The following is an 18,127-nucleotide window of genomic DNA, read 5'->3' as shown; positions in this document are numbered from 1 at the left end:
GGGTGATCCCTGTCCGCCATCAGGGGAGAGAGGAGCACGTGATGCCGTCGACGCTGTCGATCGCAGACGTCATGGAGGCCGCCGGCGCCACCCGCGCCGCCGTGGTCCGCGTGCTCACCCAGGGCGTCACCACCGAGACCGACTGGCATATCGCCCACACGATCGAGCGTCTGGGCGGGCGCCGCGCCAGTGAGCTGGTGCTCATGGCGGACCGCGACCGGATGGTTGCCGAACTCTGGGGCGACTCCGGCGAGACCGCCCAGACCCCCGCTCCCACGAACCCCGAGGCCAAGTACGACTCCGAGGTGCGGGTCTACCCCGAGGCCACCGCCCCCGACGCCCCCGCCACGGTCGCCCCGCACCACCCGGGCGACGAGCCCGACGAGACCGAGCAGGACCCCCAGAGCCGCCGTGAACAGGAGCAGGTCCGCGTGTGGGCCGCTGTCGCGGGCCTCATCGGAGCCCCCAGGGACCAGGCCAAGGCCACCGCCGACCGCGTCGACAGCATCGTCGCGAAGTGGACCACCCCCGACGACGTCCGCGAGGGCCTGATCGGCCTGCTGCGCAAGTCCGTCGAGCGGGGCTCCGAGCGCCACCGGGCCCGCGCCCAGCAGCTCATCACCGACTACCGCATCGCCGCCTGACCAGCACACACACAGGAAAGAGGACACATGAGGAACCCCGACGGCTTCACCCGGCTCGTGAGCTGCGACCGGATCGGCCTGGACGCCGACATTGAGCCGCTGACCGTGCACGCGGACGACGAGTTGGACTTCCGCGCGCAGATCAGCGCCTACGCCCAGCGTTTCCTCGCCCCGTCCACGACCGTGCGGGTGGAGGCGCACCCCGACGCGGCCGAGGGGGCCCTGTACGCCGACGTCACGGGCAAGAGGGCCACCGCTTTCGGCCGGGGCCCGCTGCTGGGTCAGATCACGGTGTCCCTGCCCGCTCCCCCGGACCTGCTCGTGTTCTTGGACGCGAAGATCGCCTCTTTGCAGTCCCGCCGCGCCCGGGTGTTGGAGGAGATGACCGGGGTCCCCTTCTAGTCCCGGTCGGTGCCTCTGTCCCGCCTGCCCGTCCTGCGGGCGGGGCGGGGGGACCGACCGGTCCACCCCCACATGAGAAGGAGCTCGACATGGCCACGGTCACGATCTACCGCACCGACGGCAGCACCCAGACCATCACCGGCGTGGTGGAGGAGGACACCGCCCAGTACGACTCGCTGCCCTTCACCGACCCGAACGTGGTGCGCACCGAGATCACCTTCTGAAGCGTCGGCACCGGACCACTGAGGAGAGACCTGCTGGTCGTGGTGCACTTGGTGGCCGCGATCGCCTTGGCGCTGCGGCTGCTCAGCGGCTGAGCACCCTGGAGGACGCACAACAACAGCCCCTGTCGATGGTTAGTCGGTAGAGGCTGCTGCGTACTGATGTAACAAATCCAGGGCCTTTGATGTTCCGCAACAAGCCCATGGTGCTGGAGGCCCCCGACCCCGACCTGTGGGCGCCCGTCCTGTCCGGCGAGGACACCGTCGAGCGCGCTGCCCGCCAGGCCGCGGCCGCCGACATCGCCGACGACCTGCTCGCCGCCCAGACCCCCCGGCCGCCGCTGTGCTGGTTGGCCTGGAAGCGGCGTGAGGGACGCCGCTGACCCCCGCACGAGAACGGGGCCCCTGCCGAAAGCAACTCGGCAGGGACCCCGCACCCCGATTTCTACCACCTGAAAGGACCCGAAATGCAGACCAACGAGCACAACCCCGCAGCGGCGCAGAACGAACCCACCACCCCTGACCTGGACCAAGCCCGGACCGAGCCCGCCCACGAGGACCCCCGAAACGAGCCGCCGAACCAGTCGGGCTCGGCGCTCTGGCTGATCCCCGCGATCATGACCCTGGCCTCCGCCGTCTTCACCCTGTGGTCGGTCTGGGATCTGGCTGCCCACGCCTCCGACGACTTGGTCGTGCACGCGGCCGGGCTCGCCGCCGGCGTCGTCGTCGAGGGCGGCTGGGTGTGGATGCTGATCATGGCCCACCGGCAGGCCGCCACCGGTCACGTCAGCCAGTGGAACACCGTGGTCGGTTGGGGTCTGGCCGGAGTCACCGCGGCCATCCTCGCCGCCCACGGCTGGCAGATGGGCAACTGGGGGGTGGGGATGCTCGCGGTCCTGCCGCTCATCGCCAAGGCGGCCTGGCACGGGCTGACCTCCTCGCGAGCCGCGGCGGCCCGCAAGGCGGCCATCCACGCCGCGCAGGAGGCCGCGGCTGACGACTCCTCGCTGACGCTGGCTCAGCGCCACAAGCTCGCGGCGTTGGAGAACGAGGCGACGTTCGCGGAGCTGGAGGCCGCGGCCACGATCCGCCGCGACGACGCCAAGGCCAAGGCCGAGAGTGACGCCAAGATCGCCCAGACCAAGCGCCAGGTCGAGGAACGACTCGCTGAGATGGACGCGACCGAGGCCCTGCGAGTCCGCAAGGCAGAGATGGAGGAGCGCCTGGAGCTGCTTGCCCCGCCCCGCCGCCAGGCCTTGGCCCTGGGGTCGGGTGCCTACGCCCCCGACGACGCGAGCGAGCTGGACGACACAGGACGGGGGTTCGGGGCGGGGTTCGGTTCGGCGATGGCCGCGCAGGCCCGCACCGCCCAGACGCCCACCCTGCGCACCGGCCCTACCGAGCAGGTGCCCACCCCCGCACAGGAGCTGCCCAAGGGTGGTGCCCGCACCTCCGCTGAGGAGGGGGAGCGCAACGCCGAGCTGGTTTGGGTGACCCGCGACCGGCTCATCGAGGAGACCGGCAAGGCCCCCTCGACCAACGCCCTGTCGGTCGCGACCGGCCTGGACAGGCGCACGGTCAAGCGCCACCTCGACAAGGGCTGACGCCCACCCCGCGCCCCCTGGAGAACCTGCAGGTCACAAGCAGGTGCCCAGGGGGTGCCCACCCCGCCTCTCCGGCGGGTGCCGCGACCCTCCCCAGAGCTCATCTGGGGCGGGCCGCAGCACCGCTCCGGCGACGCGCGAACCGGCGACACCCCCCTCGCGGGGGTGAACCGGCACCACGCGAACCGACCAGGTGTACACCCTGCCCACCCACTTCCACCAGGAAGGAGATTCGTCATGCCCTACATCCGCCACCGGCCCGAGGTCGGCTACGGCCGCCGCGAGGACACCCCCGACGGGGAAGCACTGGTGTGGCGCGTGCAGTGCGCGTGCGCCACCACCGTGCAGACCCCGCACTACCGGTACGCCGACGCCGTGGCCGCCTGCGAGGACCACCAGATGGCCACGGCCCCACCGCCGGACAAGAGGTGCCGCGAACCCAAGAAGCACCGGGTGGCCTGGCACGACTGGTGCCCGCTGTGCGCCGACCAGCTGCCCCTGTTCCACCTGGAGGTCGCATGAGCGCCCTCATCACGTGGGTGCGCGAGCGCCTGCACCGCACCTGCACTGTCCTGATCTGCGCCCAGCACGAGGCCGTGGTGCGCTCCGCCAACGCCCACCACGAGGCCGAACTGGCCCTGGCCGCCGAGCGCGCCGAGGTCGCCCGGCTGCGGGCCGAACTGGCTAGCCGCCCCCAGAACCCCGCCGCCTGAACGCACCCCATCCACCCCGACTTGGGAGAGCCCATGAAGTACCTGAACGTGCCGCTGGCGACCGTCGCCGTGTTTCTGGCCGCCATGGCGGCCGCTGCCCACGACCTCGTCCCCGGCTGGGCGCTGGGGCTGATGGCCCTGGCCGGGATCGCCCTGGTCATCTGGGCCGACCCCCTGCACGGCGACCAGGTCGACTACGCCGACCAGGCCGAGGAGGTCGACGCGTGATCGCCCTGACCGCGGCCACCACCGCCACCTGCCTGCTCCTGGCCACTGCGGCCACCGCCCTGACCTGGGCCGCCCTCCGACTGGCCCGCACCCCCCACCACAGGGAGAACTGACATGCCCGGCACCCGCCCCATCCCGACCCACGTCCTGGCCACAGCCCTTACTGCCGCGCTGGCCGTGGTCGCCGCCGTGCTGCTCGGCGCCCCCGACACGGTGGTGATCACCCTGGGCGCCCTGGCGCTGGCCTGCGTCGGGGCCGTCATCGCCCTGGACACCGCCCGCAAGCGCCGCTGAACCCCCACCCCCAGGACCCGGAAAGCGGTCCTGGCCTGCACAGAAGGAACCACCGATGTTCATCTTCCTCGCGGTCTGCATGTTCGGCGCCGCGTTCTGGCTCAACAAGAAGCTCAAGGGCAGGAAGGGGGCCGGGCTGATCGCCCTGGTGGTGGCTTTGGCCGGGTCGATGCTGCTCTACCGCTCGCCCGCCTCCCAGACCATGCTCGGCTGGGCCGACGACCTGGCCGTGGGCCCCATCGCTGGATGGGTGTCGGGGGTTCTGGGTGAGCCGCTGCCGTTGTCGGTGGTCTACGGGGTGCTGTGCATCGCCGGGGCCGCCATCACGGTCATGGACCTGTGGAAGGACCACACCTACAACACCTGGGCCATCGCCGCCCTGATCGTGACCCCCATCGCGGCGCACGGCGCGGGGTCCGGGGCGCTGCCCCGCCTCATCGACGGCGTGCACACCTTCGGCGCCGGTGTCGTGGCCGGTGTCGTGGGCGGCGCGGTCGGCTCCTGACCCCACACATACGGCGGGGCCGCCAGGCGACTCCAGCGCCGGGCGGCCCCTCACTCCCCGTTCACCTCAGCGATAAAGGAGCACATCCACCATGGCACAGCACGAGGGCACCGGCCGTCACCTGCGCGCCGTCCCCGACCAACCCACCGACGACGACATCCCGCTCGGGGTGACCTGGCAGGCCGACCCCGACGAGAGGAACCCTCGGGAGAAGCGGGGGGTGCCGGCCAGCGAGCCGCTCCCGCCCCTGCAGGGACGTGTCGTGGACACCGCCGAGCACAACGGGGCGCTGTCCCCGGCCCGGATCAGCGCCGCCGAGATCACCGACAAGCTCAAGGCCCAACTGGAGGCTGGCCACACCTACGCCCTGCTGGCCTGGACACGCAGGTGGGACGTGGCGATGGGCTACGTCATGGACCCGGCCCTGCGCGAGCAGATGCTGGACGAGGCCGAGGACGAACTCGACGCCAAACGCGCCTCGGCCGCCAAGGCCGCCCGCCGCGCCATCTCTCCCGAGGACCAGGTCAAGGCCAAGCGCCGCGCCGACCGCCTCCAGCGGCGGGAGGTCTCGGAGCTGGAGGTTGACGCCCGGGTGCTGCGGGCCCGCACCGCTCGCCTGGTCGGCAAGGTCGCGATCCCCGCCGCGGTGATCGTGGGCCCGGTGTTGCTGGCCGCCACCGGGGCGTGGGTGGGGCTGCTGGTCTGGCCCGCCGCCTGGGGATGGCTGGCCGTTCAGGGGCGGGCGCACGCCCGTGCCGAGCTCGGCGCCGTCCCCGTGGCCACCGAACTTGAGGCCAAGGCCCGTCAGCTCGCCGCGGTGGCCCCGGGCGCCCCTGTCGGCACCCCGGCACCCGCAGGTCAGCGGGGGGTGCGGGTGGTCGGCGCTGACTCCGTGGAGGCGCAGATCCTCGCCCTCCTGGACCAGTGGGGGGACCTGGCCCCCGAACGGGGCCTGGCTGACGCCGCCATCGGCACCGTCACCGCGGGCCGCACCGGCATCGAGGCCGTCGTGAACACCAGCGGCAAGCTCACCCCTGCCGGGCTAGCCAAGAGGGTCGACGCCGTGCGCGCCCTGCTCGAGGTGCCCACCGACATCCGCATCGAGATCCGCGACGGGGCCCGCGGCGACCAGGCCCTGCTCAAGGTCCGCACCCGCCACCTGGACATCGACACCACCTGGAACCCCGGGCGGGTCGGTCTGGGCGTGAACACCGACACCGGTCAGCCCGTCGACGTCTCCGACGACGACCGGATGCTGGTGTGCGGCGCCAGCGGCTCGGGCAAGTCCTGGGCGCTGCGCCCCTTGATGGCCCGCACCGTCCTGTCGGGGCGCGACCACCTAGTCTACATCGATGGCAAGGGCGAGGAGGGCAGGCTCTGGCAGGGCAAGGGGCGGGTGGCCACCTCCACTGAGGACATCGCTGACCTGGTCGAAGAGCTGTGCCAGGAGATGGACGGTCGAGCTGAGGCCATGACCGGCAGCGTGTGGACCGGCCCCCGCATCATGGCCGTCATCGACGAGGGCCGCTACGTCCTGGCCAACGCCAGCAAGAAGACCATCAAGGGTCTGATCGACATCTCCTCCCTGGGTCGCTCCCGAGGGGTGGTGCTGCGCTGGTGCACCCAGTACCCGGTCACCTCCGGGACCGCGCCGGGCGTGCACCAGCAGATCGCCCCGAACGTGGACCAGATGTTCTCCCTGCGGGTCAAGTCCGAGACGCACGCCCGGGTCGCCCTGGACGACGACGCCGACTACGGGCCCCAGCACATCGGCCTGGACCAGAAGGGCCACGGCTACCTCGGCGAGTACGGGCCCACGCTCATCCAGACCTGGACCATGCCGGACAAGGCCGTGAAGGCCCTGCCCGACAGGGAGCCGTGGGAGCACACCGGCGACGTCGACGACGACGTTGTCGAACAGGCGCCGGCGGGCGCTGAGGCCCCCGGGGTCCTGGACGCGGCCATGGACCTGATGGGCGCCAGCGGCGGAGTGCGAGCGGAGGACGTGGCCGAGCACATGGGTGTGGACGTGGTCGACGTCTACAAGGTGATGCAGGACCTCGGGGTCAGGGCCAGTCGGTACACCCCCGAGCCCGGGCAGAAGCAGGAGCGCGGATATCCGAGGGAGGCCCTGGAAGAGGCCTCTGGTCGCTACAGCCGGTGACGGAAGGTGGGCGTCTTGGGGGTGTCTTCGGGGGTGTCTAGACCGTCTAGGCCTAGACGCCCTCCTAGACGCCCCGAAACCCCTGCTCCGTAAGGGATTAGACGCTCTAGGCGCTCTAGGTGCCCTCTGGAGGCGCCGCTCGGTTTTTCTCACGCGACCTGCGAAAAGGCGCGGGAGCGTGCGTCTAGACACCGTCTAGACGCCTCGGTGCGTCTAGGAACTCTGAGTGACGAATCCCCGGGCGATGGCCCGGCCCCCTCCGCGATGCGCGGGAGGGGGCCGGGGGACCGCCCGGTCCACCACATGACGACGGCCCCACCCCCGCTTGCAGGCACAGGGTGGGGCCGTCTCTCTCCCATTACAGAGAGGCCCTGATCCTATGCGCACCCTCATCCGACTGCTCCTCCCGGCCTGCGTCGCCGACCGGATCTGCCCCAAGTGCGGCCAGTACTACGACATCTCCGACCCCGCCGACTCCCAGCCCCACAACAACGGCTGGTGCGCCTGAGCATGCTGAGCGACGAACAGGTCCGCGACCTCCTCGCACCAGACCAGCCCGGCGACGACACAGTGCTGCGCATCGTGGCCGCCCTGCGCGCCAGCGGCGTGCGCGTGGACATCGAGGACGTCGGCGCACACGGCCCCGACCGCGCCCTGCTCATCGCGACCCTGGACGGCCACCGGATGCGCCTGACCGCCGAACCCTGGTAGAGCGCCCGTCCCGAAACCGATCGCTGAACCCAGCCCGCCCGGGACACCGGGCGGGCCCGCCCACCGCAAGGAGCCCACGATGTTGATCCGCGGCCACCACCCCGACCGCCCCGACGAAGGCACCGTCCACGCCCACCGCGTCCCCGCCACCGACCTGGCACGCGCCCGAGCCCGCGGGGTCCTCATCACCCCGATCGACGGCCTGCCCTGGGACCTGGGCCTGCCCGAGGCCGCCGATCACCTGCTGCGCGCAGCCCACGCCGCCGGCCTGGCCTGGACCCTCATCCAGCGCACGAGCGAGGACGGGGCCGTCACCGAACTGAAGGTGACGGGCCTGGACCCCGACCGCCCGGACCGGGACGCCGGGTGGGTGTGGGGCGGCAACGCGCTGAGCCCGCACGAGCGGCCCCGCATCCCGCTCTACCGCGCCCGCCAACTGCTGGACACAGCTGGCCGTCAGGGCTGACCCGGGCGCTGCCTCTGCCCACCAGACCCCACCGGGTCTGGTGGGCAGGGGGGACCGCCCGGTCCACACACGACGAGGGCCCGCCCCCTTTCCGACCAAGGACCAGGGGCGGGCCGCATCCACTCCCGAAGGAGCACACCCAGTATGACCACGCAGACCACGAAGCGGTGCTGCGGCACCTCGATCGGAGTCCTGATCACCGACCCCGCCGACCAGCTGATCATGATCACCCGCGGCTGGTGGCCCAAGGGCACCGCCCCGGTCGCCGGCCACGTCCGCGACGAGCACGCCAGCGTCGCCCAGGCCCTGGTCGCCGAAGTCCGCGAAGAGGTCGGGCTGACCGTCACCGGCACACCCCGCACGCTGTGGCGGGGCCACCTGCCGAACCTGTGCGCGAGCCTGCCCGCACGACCGACCCCCGGACACCAGTGGGAGGTCGCCGAGGCCACCGCCGAAGGCCAGATCATCCCTGCCCCGGGCGAAACACAGGGCGCCCGCGCCTACACCCAGCACGAAGTCGACGCCCTGGCCCAGGCGACGCTGGCCCACTACCGGGCCGGCGGCCTCCCGGTCGACCAGCCCGACGCCTCGCTGGAGGCCGTGTGGTTGCGACTCCTCTACGAGGCCGGGCGTCTGCCGTGGCTGACCCGAGGCGACCTGGACCTGGCCGAGACCGCCTACACCAAGCCCCCCGGCAAGTACTGGCTGGGAGGGCGCAAGTGAGCACGACCTGCCTGCGCACACCCGCCCGCCCGGACCTGCTGGTCGGGAAGTGGGTGCGCGTCGACCGCGACGGCGGCCGCCCCCCGCACCTGGGCGTGCTCGCCCGCGCCACCCCCGATCCCGACCACCCGGGCCTGTGGCAGTGGGCCCTGCGCACCCCCACCGGCTACATGGCGGGCGGCCCCCACCTGCCCGCCGAATCGCTCACCCGGGCGCACACCGCCGACGTCGCCCGCGCCCGGCGGGCGCTCACCCGGCAGCTCCGCGCGGACCGGGCCGTGCTCGCCGACCTCCGCGCGCACGGAGAACCCGCCGGCGCCATGGCCCGCGCGGTCGCCGTGCTGGAGGAGCTGCAGACCGCTCTGGCCGCGCAGCTGAAGCCCTGAGAAGTAGCCCCTCGGTCGAGGTGCCGTTTCTGAAACCAGCCCCGCCCTCCGCTTGCGTGGAGGACGGGGTTTCGTCGTGTCCGGGGGCAGGAACGCAAAGTGCGGACCTCCGCCGTTTTGCCTTCGCACAGGTCAGCACCCCGTCTCAGCGTCTTCGGCGGTGGCCATGACGGCCGCGCCGCCAGACCGCGGTGCCCCGGCGGGGAGGGCAGCGCAGGGTGTTCTCGCGGCGGTCGGGGGAAAGTGCGGTGCACCGCACTTTCGGGTCTCAGCCGGAGAGGCGCGCCACGACCCGGGCGTAGCGGTCGGCCTGCTCGTCGGTGTACGCCCACATGGTCGGCGACGACGCCCCGACCGGGCTGACCCTCCAGATCGCCCCGTTGCCGTGGGCGCCGGGTGGCAGGCTGGTGAAGACCACATCGGGATGACGCTGGGAGAGCTCGTGCTGGGTAGCCATGGCCGTCACGGTAGCCGGGTCGGCAGCCTCGTAGACACCGTCCTGCGGTACACGTGCTCGCGGTGTCGGGAGTGGAACCCCCGAGGCGGCCCGTACTGCTGGGCGTGCGGGGCCCGGCGGCCGGGCGCCTAAGGGGCAATTCTGGTGGAGGCCGGTGATCACCCCACGATCGTCTGTACGGCCATCATCGCGGTGGGCGCGGCAAGCAAAAAGAAGAGCAGGACCGCACATCCGTTTCCGGCCTGAGATGACACGGACGTGTTCCCCGTTGCCTTCTCACGCTGGGACGGCGGGGCGGATTTCGAAGCATCGTCGTCCTCAGCCCTCTCACGTCGGAGCCGCCACTGCTCTGCTTCCTGGGAGCGTCCGTCTTTTTCCAAGAGGCGGCTGAGGTCCCACATGGCACTGGTGTCCCCGGCCTCGGCCGCCTGGCGGTACCACTGCTCGGCTTCTTGAAGGCGCCCCACCCTTGTTAACAGATCGCCCAAGGCCCGTTTACTTGACGACTTGCCGGCTTCGGCACTCTGGCGGTACCACTGCTCGGCCTCCTGGAAGTGGCCCGTCCTCTGCGCCAAACGGCCCAGGAAGTGCAGGACGTCGTCATCGCCTGCTCGGAGAGCGCGCCGGTACCATCGCTCGGCTTCCCAAAGACGGCCAGCCTTCTCAGACAAGAGACCCAGGCTCCACATAGCACTGGCGTCTCCTTCTTCGGCACCCTGGCTGTACCACCTCTCGGCCTCCTCGAGCAGGCCAGCCCGCTCAGCAAAAGAGCCCTTGTACAAGTGGTAGTCGGTGCCACCGGTCTCTACACTCTTGCGGTACTTCTTCGCGGCCTCCTCGCGACGGACGACCGTCCTCGCCAGTTCGTCCAGGCTCTCCCTGGCATCGGGGTCCCCGGCCTCGGCTCCCCGGCGGTACCACTGCTCGGCCTCCTGGAGACGGCCGACTTGCTCCAACAGGCGGCCCAGGTATTCCAGGGCGTATTTTTCGCCGGCCTCGGCTCCCTGGCGGTACCACTGCTCGGCTTCGTGGAAGTCGCCGGTGTCCTGGGCCAGGCAGCCCAGATACCACAAGACGTCGGTATCCCCGGCTTTGAGAGCTCGCTGGTACCACCGCTCGGCCTCCTGGAACCGTCCCGTCCTCTCCGCCAACGAGCCCAGCCGAGTCATCGCATCGGTGTCGCCGGCCTCGACCCCCTGGCGGTACCACCGCTCGGCCTCCTGAACGCGACCGGCTTCCTGAGCCGACCGGCCCAGCCGTGACATCGCATCGGCGTTGCCGGCCTCGGCCGCCCGCCGCCACCACTGCTCGGCCTTGACAGGGTCGTCGTCCATGCTCGCCAGGATGAGCATGGCCCGGGTATCACCCGCCTCCGCAAAGGCGCGGCACACCTCCGCGACTTCCTCACTCTGGCCCAGGTCCTGCAGCAACTCGACATGCTCGTACAGGGCCTCGGCGTCCTCCCCGGCCTCGAGGGCACGGCGGAGCCGGTCCATCGGACTCTCCTCGGGGGGCGGGGCCTGCGACCCGCGGGGCCCCTCGTCCTGGTGAGGGCGATCGAAGGCCGGGGACGGCTTCTCCTCTTCTGCGGGCTCCTCCCACTGCGCTCCGCCGGTCCTACCCGCAGGGAGGGAGACCTCCTCAGCGGGGCCTTCCGGCGCCGTCTGCTCCGGGGACCGGTCACCCAGGGCCGCCTGCCGCCACAGTCCCAGCAGCCGGGCGACCTCGGCCTCCACGTCAGCGCCGCGGACCGCCTCGACCAGGACCTCGGTGATCATCTCGACCGCACCCTGGACGGGCAGGTCCGGTTTGGTGAGGGTGTCGTGGACCTTGGTGTGGGACATGGGCACCCCCTTGTCCTCCAGGGACCGCTGGATCTCGCGGGAGGAGGGCCAGCCGGCGCGGTGGTGCAGCTCGTGCAGCGCGCGGTTGAGCTCACCGAGCGGGCCCGGGGGCAGGTCGGGGCGTTTCCAGGGTCGGGGCACACCGGCTCCTGTGCGGAAGAGGGGGCGGGGGGTGGTCCGCGGGTGTCCGGAACTGTCAGACATCCTGCCAGCACGGGCTTCCAGGCACCCGGTTCTGTCAATGTTCGGCCGGACTTGGCCACCGGTGTCCGGGCGCGTCCACACCCCCTCAGGGCGGGTTCAGGCTGATCGCATCCCGATCCGCCCACCCCTGATGGAGGAACCCCCGATGCCCGCATACACCCTTTCCGAACCGGCCCTGGACCTGGTGGTCGCCCTCCTGGGCACCGCCGACACCTGGCCCCTGCTCCTGCTCGTCCTACTCGTGGCCACCCCGGCCGTGTGGTCGCGCGATGCCCGCCGACGCCGCCGCGCCCGACAGGTCCTGGCCCTGCTGCGCCCCCACCGCGGGTCCGACGAAGAACCGCGCTCTTAGCTTCCGGGCCTGGTTCTCCCGAAGGCCCGGCAACAGGACAAGGGGCGTGAGGAGCAACGGAACAGGATCGTGCGCCACGGGCTCCAGCGGGCCGGTATCGCGGATAACCACCGGGGGTCATCCAGCGCTTGGCTCGAAGAACCGCTGCTCGGAACAGCGGCGGAGCGGCGCTGCCGCAGATAACCCGGGGTTATCTGCGGTCGATCTGTTCACGGGGCCGACGCCCTGGCCTGGCATTCCTGCCGGTGCCGCTCACGCCGGAGCGGATGCGCGAGCACGCAACCGCAGACCTGTTCGCCGGCGCAGGCGGCCGGGCATCGCCCGCGACTGGCCGCTGGGGTGACCCACCGCGACGGACGCCCCGGTCCGTGACTGCCTTCCGGCACAGCCCTCGCCGCCGCTTTCCGGGGCATGTCGGCGGTGCGTCAACCCAGGCTGACGAATCCGGGCGTGATGAAGCCCCCGCGCAACGCACCGTCGCGCGGGAATGTCGTGATCTCGCCGTGACCTCCGGCGGGGGTCTGGCGCCAGATCCTGTAGCGGCCCTCCCGGCCTGGCTACCGCACGCCGGGCTCCTCGGGGGCCGGGGCTCCGTTGCGGGGGCGGCGTTCATCGAGGCGCGCACCCGGCCCAACCTGGCCCAGCCCCGTCTGTTTCCGCTCTCACCTGTCACGCCTGCCCGACCCCGCACCGATCACAATGAGCGCATGGGATACTACGAAGGGTAATGAGCGGCCTCGTAGCGGATCGTCCCCGCTCAAGCCCACTCCCTCAGGCCGGGACCACGACTGGAGCAGACCATGGTCATGTTCAGGAATTCGAGCGACAAGAAGGCCCAGCTGAAGGGAGGCCAGCCCTTCGTCCTCTACTGGCAGAAGGAAGGCGGGACGGACTACTACCCCCTCGCACAGTGGGAGGGCAAGGACATGGTCTTCAAGGAGGAGGTGTCTCGCGAGGACGTCGTGCAGTTCAAGTTCGACATCAGCCAGCAGACCGACGTCACGTCAGCCAGCGTCCGCAACCAGCCCCTCCTGTACCGGGTGGGCAACGGACAGTGGTCGCGACTCGGCCAGCGCAAAGGCCACGCCTACTACCTCGCCGGCGGCCATCTCGACAACGCCATCAGGGGTGTGCGGGAACTCGTCGACCGCTCTCACTCCGGGCTGATCTCCTTCTCCCTGCGGATGGACGTCGTCAACAAGGCAGACGTCTGGATCTCCCAGCGGGAGCACACCGGCAGCATCCGGGTGAGCGAGAGCGAGCACGACCGCGCCAATCTCGTCGCCGTGCGGCACGGTGACGCCTTCGACGACGCCCTGGGCCAGACCAGCGTGTTCTCCAAGCACACCCGAGACCTGGCCGTCAGCGACTGACGAGCTCCAGCGGCGGACCGGTATACGGGCTCGGCGGCCGGCTGCCGACACGGACTCAGACCACCGGCCCGCCCCGCGGCCCTGGCCCGGGGCGGGCCGGTGTCCTCGCCTCGCCCCGCGCTGCCCTACCGGACCGAACTCCTGGTCCGCGGCTGGGTCAGGCGGGTGCCCGTCCAGTCGGTACAGACGCTCGCGGAACCGTGCCGGGCCAGGCCCATGCTGGTGGCCGCCTCGCCGATGTCACTGGCCTCGATGTACCCGTCCCGGCCGGTCTTGGGGGTGAGCAGCCAGATCTGGCCGCCCTCGACCAGGTAGACGGCGGCGTCGACCAGTGCCTCGCCGAGGTCCCCGTCCTGGTCGCGGAACCACAGCAGCACGACGTCGGCGCCGTCCGCGTGATCATCGTCCACCAGCTCCTGGCCGGTGACCGAGACGATTCCCGTGCGCAGTTCCTGGTCGCTGTCCTGGTCGCCGCCGATCTCCAGGACGACCTGGCCGGACTGCAAGCCCAACCGGGCCGCAGGGTTGTCCGTCTCTTCCGCTGTGGTCATCACTGCCTCCGTTCCCGGGCGCGACCGCCGCACCCGTCTTGTAGCCAATCAGACACATACAGTCTTTGGGGCTGGTTCGCGCACACCGGGCGCTCACGCAGGCCCCCTGCCCGTTCCCGCCGTGACCGCGGGCCCTCTCAGGCCGGGGCGGGCTCGGCCTGGGCCGAGCGCAGGGCCTCGGCCACCCCGGCCGGGAACAGGTGCGGGTCCGCCTCCTCCAGGCTCTGCGCACCGGCGGACCCGCCGGGGATGATGTCGACGGGGTTGGAGGTCAGCGGGGGGTGGGCGCGGCCGACGTAGTTGTTGGTGGGGAAGGACAGGCCGGTGGTGACCACCACCGAGCCGTCGCCGCGGATGGGGATGAGTTCGTGCTCGTCGGTCCACAGCGCGCCGGCGTGGTCGGCGGGCACGTCGTACTCCACGGTGACGGTGCGCGAGCGCATGGTGGCCACGTTGTAGCGGCTGGCGTAGCCGGTCTCGATGGACTGCGATGTGGTGGTGCTGGTCGAGACCGAGGCCCCCATGCCGAAGATTCCGGCCGAGACCTCCACACCCACCGTCTCGCTGACGCTGATCCCGGTGCTCCGTGAGAAGGTCTCCTCCTTTTCCCGGGTGACGCCCTCCTCGACGGACTCGGAGATCTTGCCGCCGCCCGCCCCCTGGTAGTCCACGTGCTTGACGAGCCCGAAGTGGCGCTTGCGCTGGAGTTTGTAGAAGGGGGAGTTCGCGATCTTCCACGCCTCGTCGCGGCCGGGGTCGGTGACCATGAAGTAGGGCACGGTCACGGTGCGGTCGACCAGGACCTGTTCCTGGGGCGGCGGGGCGTAGGAGGTCAGCTGCGGGGTGCCGGGGACGTCGAGCTTGTCCACCACCGCGGGCAGGTCCAGGGTGAAGGTCGAGGCGGTCGGGGAGGGTTTGTCGGTGTGGCCCACCACGGTGAAGGTGCCCAGGGGCAGCAGCAGCCGCTCGCCCTGGTCGTCGCCGGGCAGCATCGGCGCTCCGATCTCCCACAGGCCCACGGCACCGGACACGCTGTTGGCGTCCTGGGTGTGGATCTTGCCGGCGATCTCTGAGGCGCGCACGTAGGAGCGGCCCTGGTAGGACTTGGCCACCACCGCGATCCGGCCCAGGTCCGGTGCCGGAACTCCCGGGTAGAACGCCGGGTTGATGTTGGTGAAGAAGTCGCCCACGGCGGCGTAGCCGCTCGGCGGTGTCGGCCGCACGATGTCGTACAGCTTCATGCTGCCGAAGGACGCGGTGTTGATGGTTTCGAGCGTGGTGACCGGTTTGAGGATGTGACCGCCGCTCAGGTCGCGGGCGATGACCGCACCGCGCCGACCGTTGGGGTCCTCGGCGCTGTGGACGGCCAGGTCGCCGAAGACGAACCAGCCCTGGGGGGCGTCGGGCCGCCACACGGCGGGCCAGGGGTTTTCCGGGTGCTTGGGGAAGACCCTGGTGAAGCTGGTGGTGAAGGCGATCTCCAGATCGCCGTACCGCTGGGTGATCACGTGTACTCCTCGGAAAAAAAGGGGTGCGGGGCGGAGGGAGACCGCTCCGGGCTCCTACCACGCCCAGGCTCGGCACAGGGCCGGTTCGGGTGAGCCGGTCCGCAGCTGGCGGCGTGGTGGGCGCACAGGTGATGGCCCCGGACGGGGTGAGCCAAACCCGCGGGGAGCGAACACGGGTGAACCCGGGAGCGCAAGCAGGGACAGCAGTGGCTCAAGCCCCGCAATCCGGTGCGTGTTCCGGGCGGGCAACCACGGGAGCAGGAACACGCCGGAACGGGCGTCGTGCAGGGGCTCACCGCTTGTGACCCACAGCGACAACCCCTCCCGCCCGCGTGGTCCCGCCACCGCCATGCGGGGCTTGTCGGCGGCCAGAACCAGGTGAAACGAGCACGAACCACGCGGGGCAGGTAGGCCGCGTGGAATGCCCGGATTGGTCTACCTCATGACCTGCGTGAACGCCCACGGGAGGTCCTGGCGGTGTGGAGTTCGTCGGCACCCGGCTCCGCCTCTCCTGCGGTCACGCACCGTTAGCTGAAGGGGAGCGCTGACATCCCCGTGCTCGTCAACACGGTGGAACCGTTACTGAATCTCGTCGACATTTCAGGGGCGAGAGGGCTGACGGTGTTACTCGGACCCGTGAACAAGCGTTCCTGCTTCTGATCGACGCAATCAGCCTTTCACCGAACCGGCCGACAACACCTGGGGTGACCCCGGTTGCGAGCACGTGGAGGGTGATTTCAGCTTCCACGGTCTGGGGGTGGACGCACTCCCCGATGGATCCGACCGATTGCTGGTGGTCAACCACGCCGAACGCGAGTCGGTGGAGATGTTCGAGATCGGCGAGGGGGAGCTGACCTGGCGCGGTTGCGTCCAGGCCTCCTCGGAGTCCTACCTCAACGACGTGGCCGGCACTCCCGACGGTGGCCTGGTCGTGTCGGTGATGGCCTCCCAGGAGGTGCTGGCCGACGTCGATGCGATGTTCTCCGGTCAGGACACCGGCGGACACGTCCTGCACTGGACACCGGGGACGGACATCGAGGAACTGCCGGGCACGAACCTGCCCGGCCCCAACGGCATCCAGGTCGACCCCCAGGGCCGCCACGTCTACTTCGCTGTCTACACCGGCAGGGAGGTAGTCAAATACGACCTGCGGGAGCAGGAGGTCGTGGACCAGGCCGAGCTGAACATGGCTCCCGACAACATGAGCGTGGGAGCCGACGGCGAGCTGTACATGGTCGGGTTCACCACTTTGGAGGGCGCCAGGGCGTGCGTGGAGACCGCGTTGGAGGACTGCGACGGGCCCTTCCTTATCGAGGAGGTCGACCCCGACACCTTCGAGGTCTCCTCGACCGAGGTCCAGGGCCTGGAGGAGGTCAACTCCGCGACCGTGGCCGTACCCGTGGGTGATCGCTTCCTGGTCAGCTCCACCGCCGACAACCGCATCCTGAGTCTGCCCCGCGCCTGATCTGGCCACAAGGAGCCGCCGCTCTCATATGGCCCGGTGCTTCCGAACGCCCGGCGAGCCGCAAGGTAGCCGGGTCGAGGAGGACGACGAGCAGGAGTTCTTCCTAGCACTCCCGCCTTCCGCTTGGAGTACGCCAGCACCGCCTATCGCCAGGCGATTTCCGACATCTACAGCGACGTCGAGCGCGGGGACCTGTTCCGCTTGCTCGATCACGCCGACAGCACGATGCGGTTCGTCAAGGCAGCGGGCAAGGACCCCTCCAGGGCCGGCAAGATGCTCCAGCGGCTCAAGGGCGAGAAGACCGACGACGAGTAGCCTCCAAACCATGCCGAAGAAGGCCCGCGCCCCTCAGGGGCGCGGGCCTTCTTGCGTCCGGGGCTTCCCTCCTCGAACGCGCGTACGATGATACATCGCAGGTCACGGCCACGCGAAGCCGTGAGCAGCTGTTCTACGAGGCGATCCGGGGTTATCCACAGGCTGCTGCGTTTGGCGTGCCCAGCTGGAATCCTGGAGCCATGCTCTTGTTCCCCCCGGGCGGCCTGGTCGCCTACGCCGACGAGTCCTTCCTGGAGGACCGCGAGCGCGGGTACTACGTCGTGGCCACCGCCGTGATCGACCCCGCGCACCTGGACCACGCCCGCCAGGTCATGCTCGACCTGCGCGGCACCCGCCGCACCGGCAAGACGCACTGGACCGAGATGGACCGCCAGGAGCGCAAGAGGGCCGCGACCCGGGTCGCCGCCATCGAGGGCATGCACATCGTGGCCGTGGGCACCCCCGTCCCGCCGCGGCGCCAGGAGCGCGCCCGCGCCCGCTGCCTGGAACACCTGGTGGCCGAGCTGTACGGGTACGGCGTCAGCACCCTGGTCATGGAGTCGCGCACCCGCGACCTGGACCAGCGCGACATCCGCGCCGTCATCGGCGCCCGCCGTGCGCTGCCCAAGGGAACCCGGTTCGCCATCGAGCACACCGCCGGCGCGGTCGAGCCGCTGCTGTGGGTGGCCGACGTCCTGGCCGGAGCGGTCCGCGCCGACCGACATGGCGAGGAGAGCTACCGGAGCATCCTGGCCGAGCGGATCTACGACTTCGACGTCGACACCGGCTGCTGAAAAGGGCCCGGACATGCGCCGAGCCAGGGTCCCGGTCTGCCCCAGGTCGCCTGGCTCTACTTCCGGTCCCCCACGGGGACCAGCACTGTCGAGCATAGACGGCGCCGACGTCACCCGCAATGACGGGTCAGATTGCGGCGCGAGGGCAAGGTAGCCGGGTCGGGGTTCGCGTTCTTCCCCCGCGCCTGGTCAGCGAGCCAGAA

Annotated in this window: 25 protein-coding genes; 21 read left to right on the top strand and 4 right to left on the bottom strand. The window is 70.8% G+C overall.

Annotated features, from left to right (window positions below; all coding sequences use genetic code 11):
• Window positions 1-41: 41 nt before the first annotated feature.
• The 16 genes from Q8791_RS27230 (at window position 42) to Q8791_RS27155 (ending at window position 9,061) form a co-directional block, all read left to right on the top strand.
• Complete coding sequence (locus tag Q8791_RS27230; RefSeq protein ID WP_330094681.1) at window positions 42-644, top strand: hypothetical protein; 603 nt, start codon at window positions 42-44, stop codon at window positions 642-644.
• A 27-nt stretch (window positions 645-671) separates the two neighbouring features.
• Window positions 672-1,046 (top strand): hypothetical protein, encoded by a 375-nt coding sequence (locus tag Q8791_RS27225; RefSeq protein WP_330094680.1) that lies wholly within the window; start codon window positions 672-674, stop codon window positions 1,044-1,046.
• An 89-nt stretch (window positions 1,047-1,135) separates the two neighbouring features.
• The gene (locus Q8791_RS27220; RefSeq protein WP_330094679.1) at window positions 1,136-1,270 is read left to right on the top strand and encodes a hypothetical protein; all 135 of its coding nucleotides are present in this window, start codon (window positions 1,136-1,138) and stop codon (window positions 1,268-1,270) included.
• A gap of 182 nt (window positions 1,271-1,452) precedes the next feature.
• Window positions 1,453-1,650: a hypothetical protein gene (locus Q8791_RS27215; protein ID WP_330094678.1), complete on the top strand. Its 198-nt coding sequence runs from the start codon at window positions 1,453-1,455 to the stop codon at window positions 1,648-1,650.
• 84 nt (window positions 1,651-1,734) lie between these two features.
• Window positions 1,735-2,871: a hypothetical protein gene (locus Q8791_RS27210; RefSeq protein WP_330094677.1), complete on the top strand. Its 1,137-nt coding sequence runs from the start codon at window positions 1,735-1,737 to the stop codon at window positions 2,869-2,871.
• Between the two features lie 237 nt (window positions 2,872-3,108).
• Window positions 3,109-3,393 carry a hypothetical protein gene (locus tag Q8791_RS27205; RefSeq protein WP_330094676.1) on the top strand — a complete coding sequence of 95 codons (285 nt, stop codon included), beginning with the start codon at window positions 3,109-3,111 and terminating at the stop codon, window positions 3,391-3,393.
• The gene (locus Q8791_RS27200; RefSeq protein WP_330094675.1) at window positions 3,390-3,584 is read left to right on the top strand and encodes a hypothetical protein; all 195 of its coding nucleotides are present in this window, start codon (window positions 3,390-3,392) and stop codon (window positions 3,582-3,584) included. The genes Q8791_RS27205 and Q8791_RS27200 overlap by 4 nt, the downstream gene beginning before the upstream one ends.
• Before the next feature lie 33 nt (window positions 3,585-3,617).
• Window positions 3,618-3,812 (top strand): hypothetical protein, encoded by a 195-nt coding sequence (locus Q8791_RS27195; protein WP_330094674.1) that lies wholly within the window; start codon window positions 3,618-3,620, stop codon window positions 3,810-3,812.
• A gap of 114 nt (window positions 3,813-3,926) precedes the next feature.
• Window positions 3,927-4,106 (top strand): hypothetical protein, encoded by a 180-nt coding sequence (locus Q8791_RS27190; RefSeq protein ID WP_330094673.1) that lies wholly within the window; start codon window positions 3,927-3,929, stop codon window positions 4,104-4,106.
• Between the two features lie 55 nt (window positions 4,107-4,161).
• Window positions 4,162-4,611: a hypothetical protein gene (locus tag Q8791_RS27185; RefSeq protein ID WP_330094672.1), complete on the top strand. Its 450-nt coding sequence runs from the start codon at window positions 4,162-4,164 to the stop codon at window positions 4,609-4,611.
• Between the two features lie 91 nt (window positions 4,612-4,702).
• Window positions 4,703-6,775, top strand: a complete 2,073-nt coding sequence (locus Q8791_RS27180) for an FtsK/SpoIIIE domain-containing protein (RefSeq protein ID WP_330094671.1) — start codon at window positions 4,703-4,705, stop codon at window positions 6,773-6,775.
• 379 nt (window positions 6,776-7,154) lie between these two features.
• Window positions 7,155-7,283 (top strand): hypothetical protein, encoded by a 129-nt coding sequence (locus tag Q8791_RS27175; protein ID WP_330094670.1) that lies wholly within the window; start codon window positions 7,155-7,157, stop codon window positions 7,281-7,283.
• A complete protein-coding gene (locus Q8791_RS27170) occupies window positions 7,274-7,486 on the top strand; it encodes a hypothetical protein (protein ID WP_330094669.1) in 213 nt (70 codons plus the stop codon). Before Q8791_RS27175 ends, Q8791_RS27170 begins: the two co-directional genes overlap by 10 nt.
• 79 nt (window positions 7,487-7,565) lie before the next feature.
• On the top strand, window positions 7,566-7,952 hold the full coding sequence (locus Q8791_RS27165; RefSeq protein WP_330094668.1) for a hypothetical protein: 387 nt from the start codon (window positions 7,566-7,568) through the stop codon (window positions 7,950-7,952).
• A gap of 144 nt (window positions 7,953-8,096) precedes the next feature.
• A complete protein-coding gene (locus tag Q8791_RS27160; protein ID WP_330094667.1) occupies window positions 8,097-8,675 on the top strand; it encodes an NUDIX hydrolase in 579 nt (192 codons plus the stop codon).
• Entirely contained in the window at window positions 8,672-9,061 is a 390-nt protein-coding gene (locus tag Q8791_RS27155; RefSeq protein ID WP_330094666.1) for a hypothetical protein, read from the top strand. Before Q8791_RS27160 ends, Q8791_RS27155 begins: the two co-directional genes overlap by 4 nt.
• A 268-nt stretch (window positions 9,062-9,329) precedes the next feature.
• On the opposite strand, the gene Q8791_RS27150 is transcribed toward Q8791_RS27155, so the two are convergent.
• Both Q8791_RS27150 and Q8791_RS27145 read right to left on the bottom strand, forming a co-directional pair.
• Window positions 9,330-9,518, bottom strand: a complete 189-nt coding sequence (locus Q8791_RS27150) for a hypothetical protein (protein ID WP_330094665.1) — start codon at window positions 9,516-9,518, stop codon at window positions 9,330-9,332.
• 158 nt (window positions 9,519-9,676) lie between these two features.
• Entirely contained in the window at window positions 9,677-11,503 is a 1,827-nt protein-coding gene (locus Q8791_RS27145) for an SEL1-like repeat protein (protein ID WP_330094664.1), read from the bottom strand.
• Window positions 11,504-11,711: 208 nt separating this feature from the next.
• Here Q8791_RS27145 and Q8791_RS27140 point away from each other — a divergent pair, with 208 nt between their 5' ends.
• Complete coding sequence (locus tag Q8791_RS27140) at window positions 11,712-11,918, top strand: hypothetical protein (RefSeq protein ID WP_330094663.1); 207 nt, start codon at window positions 11,712-11,714, stop codon at window positions 11,916-11,918.
• A gap of 800 nt (window positions 11,919-12,718) precedes the next feature.
• Complete coding sequence (locus Q8791_RS27135) at window positions 12,719-13,291, top strand: hypothetical protein (RefSeq protein WP_330094662.1); 573 nt, start codon at window positions 12,719-12,721, stop codon at window positions 13,289-13,291.
• 125 nt (window positions 13,292-13,416) lie between these two features.
• Here the strand turns inward: Q8791_RS27135 and Q8791_RS27130 are convergent, their stop codons facing one another.
• Entirely contained in the window at window positions 13,417-13,842 is a 426-nt protein-coding gene (locus tag Q8791_RS27130; RefSeq protein WP_330094661.1) for a DUF3052 domain-containing protein, read from the bottom strand.
• Window positions 13,843-13,979: 137 nt separating this feature from the next.
• Entirely contained in the window at window positions 13,980-15,350 is a 1,371-nt protein-coding gene (locus Q8791_RS27125; RefSeq protein ID WP_330094660.1) for a hypothetical protein, read from the bottom strand.
• Between the two features lie 757 nt (window positions 15,351-16,107).
• On the opposite strand from Q8791_RS27125, the gene Q8791_RS27120 reads away from it, so the two are divergent.
• From Q8791_RS27120 to Q8791_RS27110, 3 genes are all read left to right on the top strand, one after another.
• Entirely contained in the window at window positions 16,108-16,815 is a 708-nt protein-coding gene (locus Q8791_RS27120) for an SMP-30/gluconolactonase/LRE family protein (RefSeq protein WP_330094659.1), read from the top strand.
• Between the two features lie 123 nt (window positions 16,816-16,938).
• Window positions 16,939-17,130 carry a hypothetical protein gene (locus tag Q8791_RS27115; RefSeq protein WP_330094658.1) on the top strand — a complete coding sequence of 64 codons (192 nt, stop codon included), beginning with the start codon at window positions 16,939-16,941 and terminating at the stop codon, window positions 17,128-17,130.
• Between the two features lie 200 nt (window positions 17,131-17,330).
• Window positions 17,331-17,924 carry a hypothetical protein gene (locus Q8791_RS27110; RefSeq protein WP_330094657.1) on the top strand — a complete coding sequence of 198 codons (594 nt, stop codon included), beginning with the start codon at window positions 17,331-17,333 and terminating at the stop codon, window positions 17,922-17,924.
• Window positions 17,925-18,127: the final 203 nt, after the last annotated feature.

Source organism: Nocardiopsis codii, assembly GCF_036327455.1.
GTDB classification, from domain to species: domain Bacteria; phylum Actinomycetota; class Actinomycetes; order Streptosporangiales; family Streptosporangiaceae; genus Nocardiopsis; species Nocardiopsis codii.
This window is presented reverse-complemented; position numbering and strand designations above follow the sequence as displayed.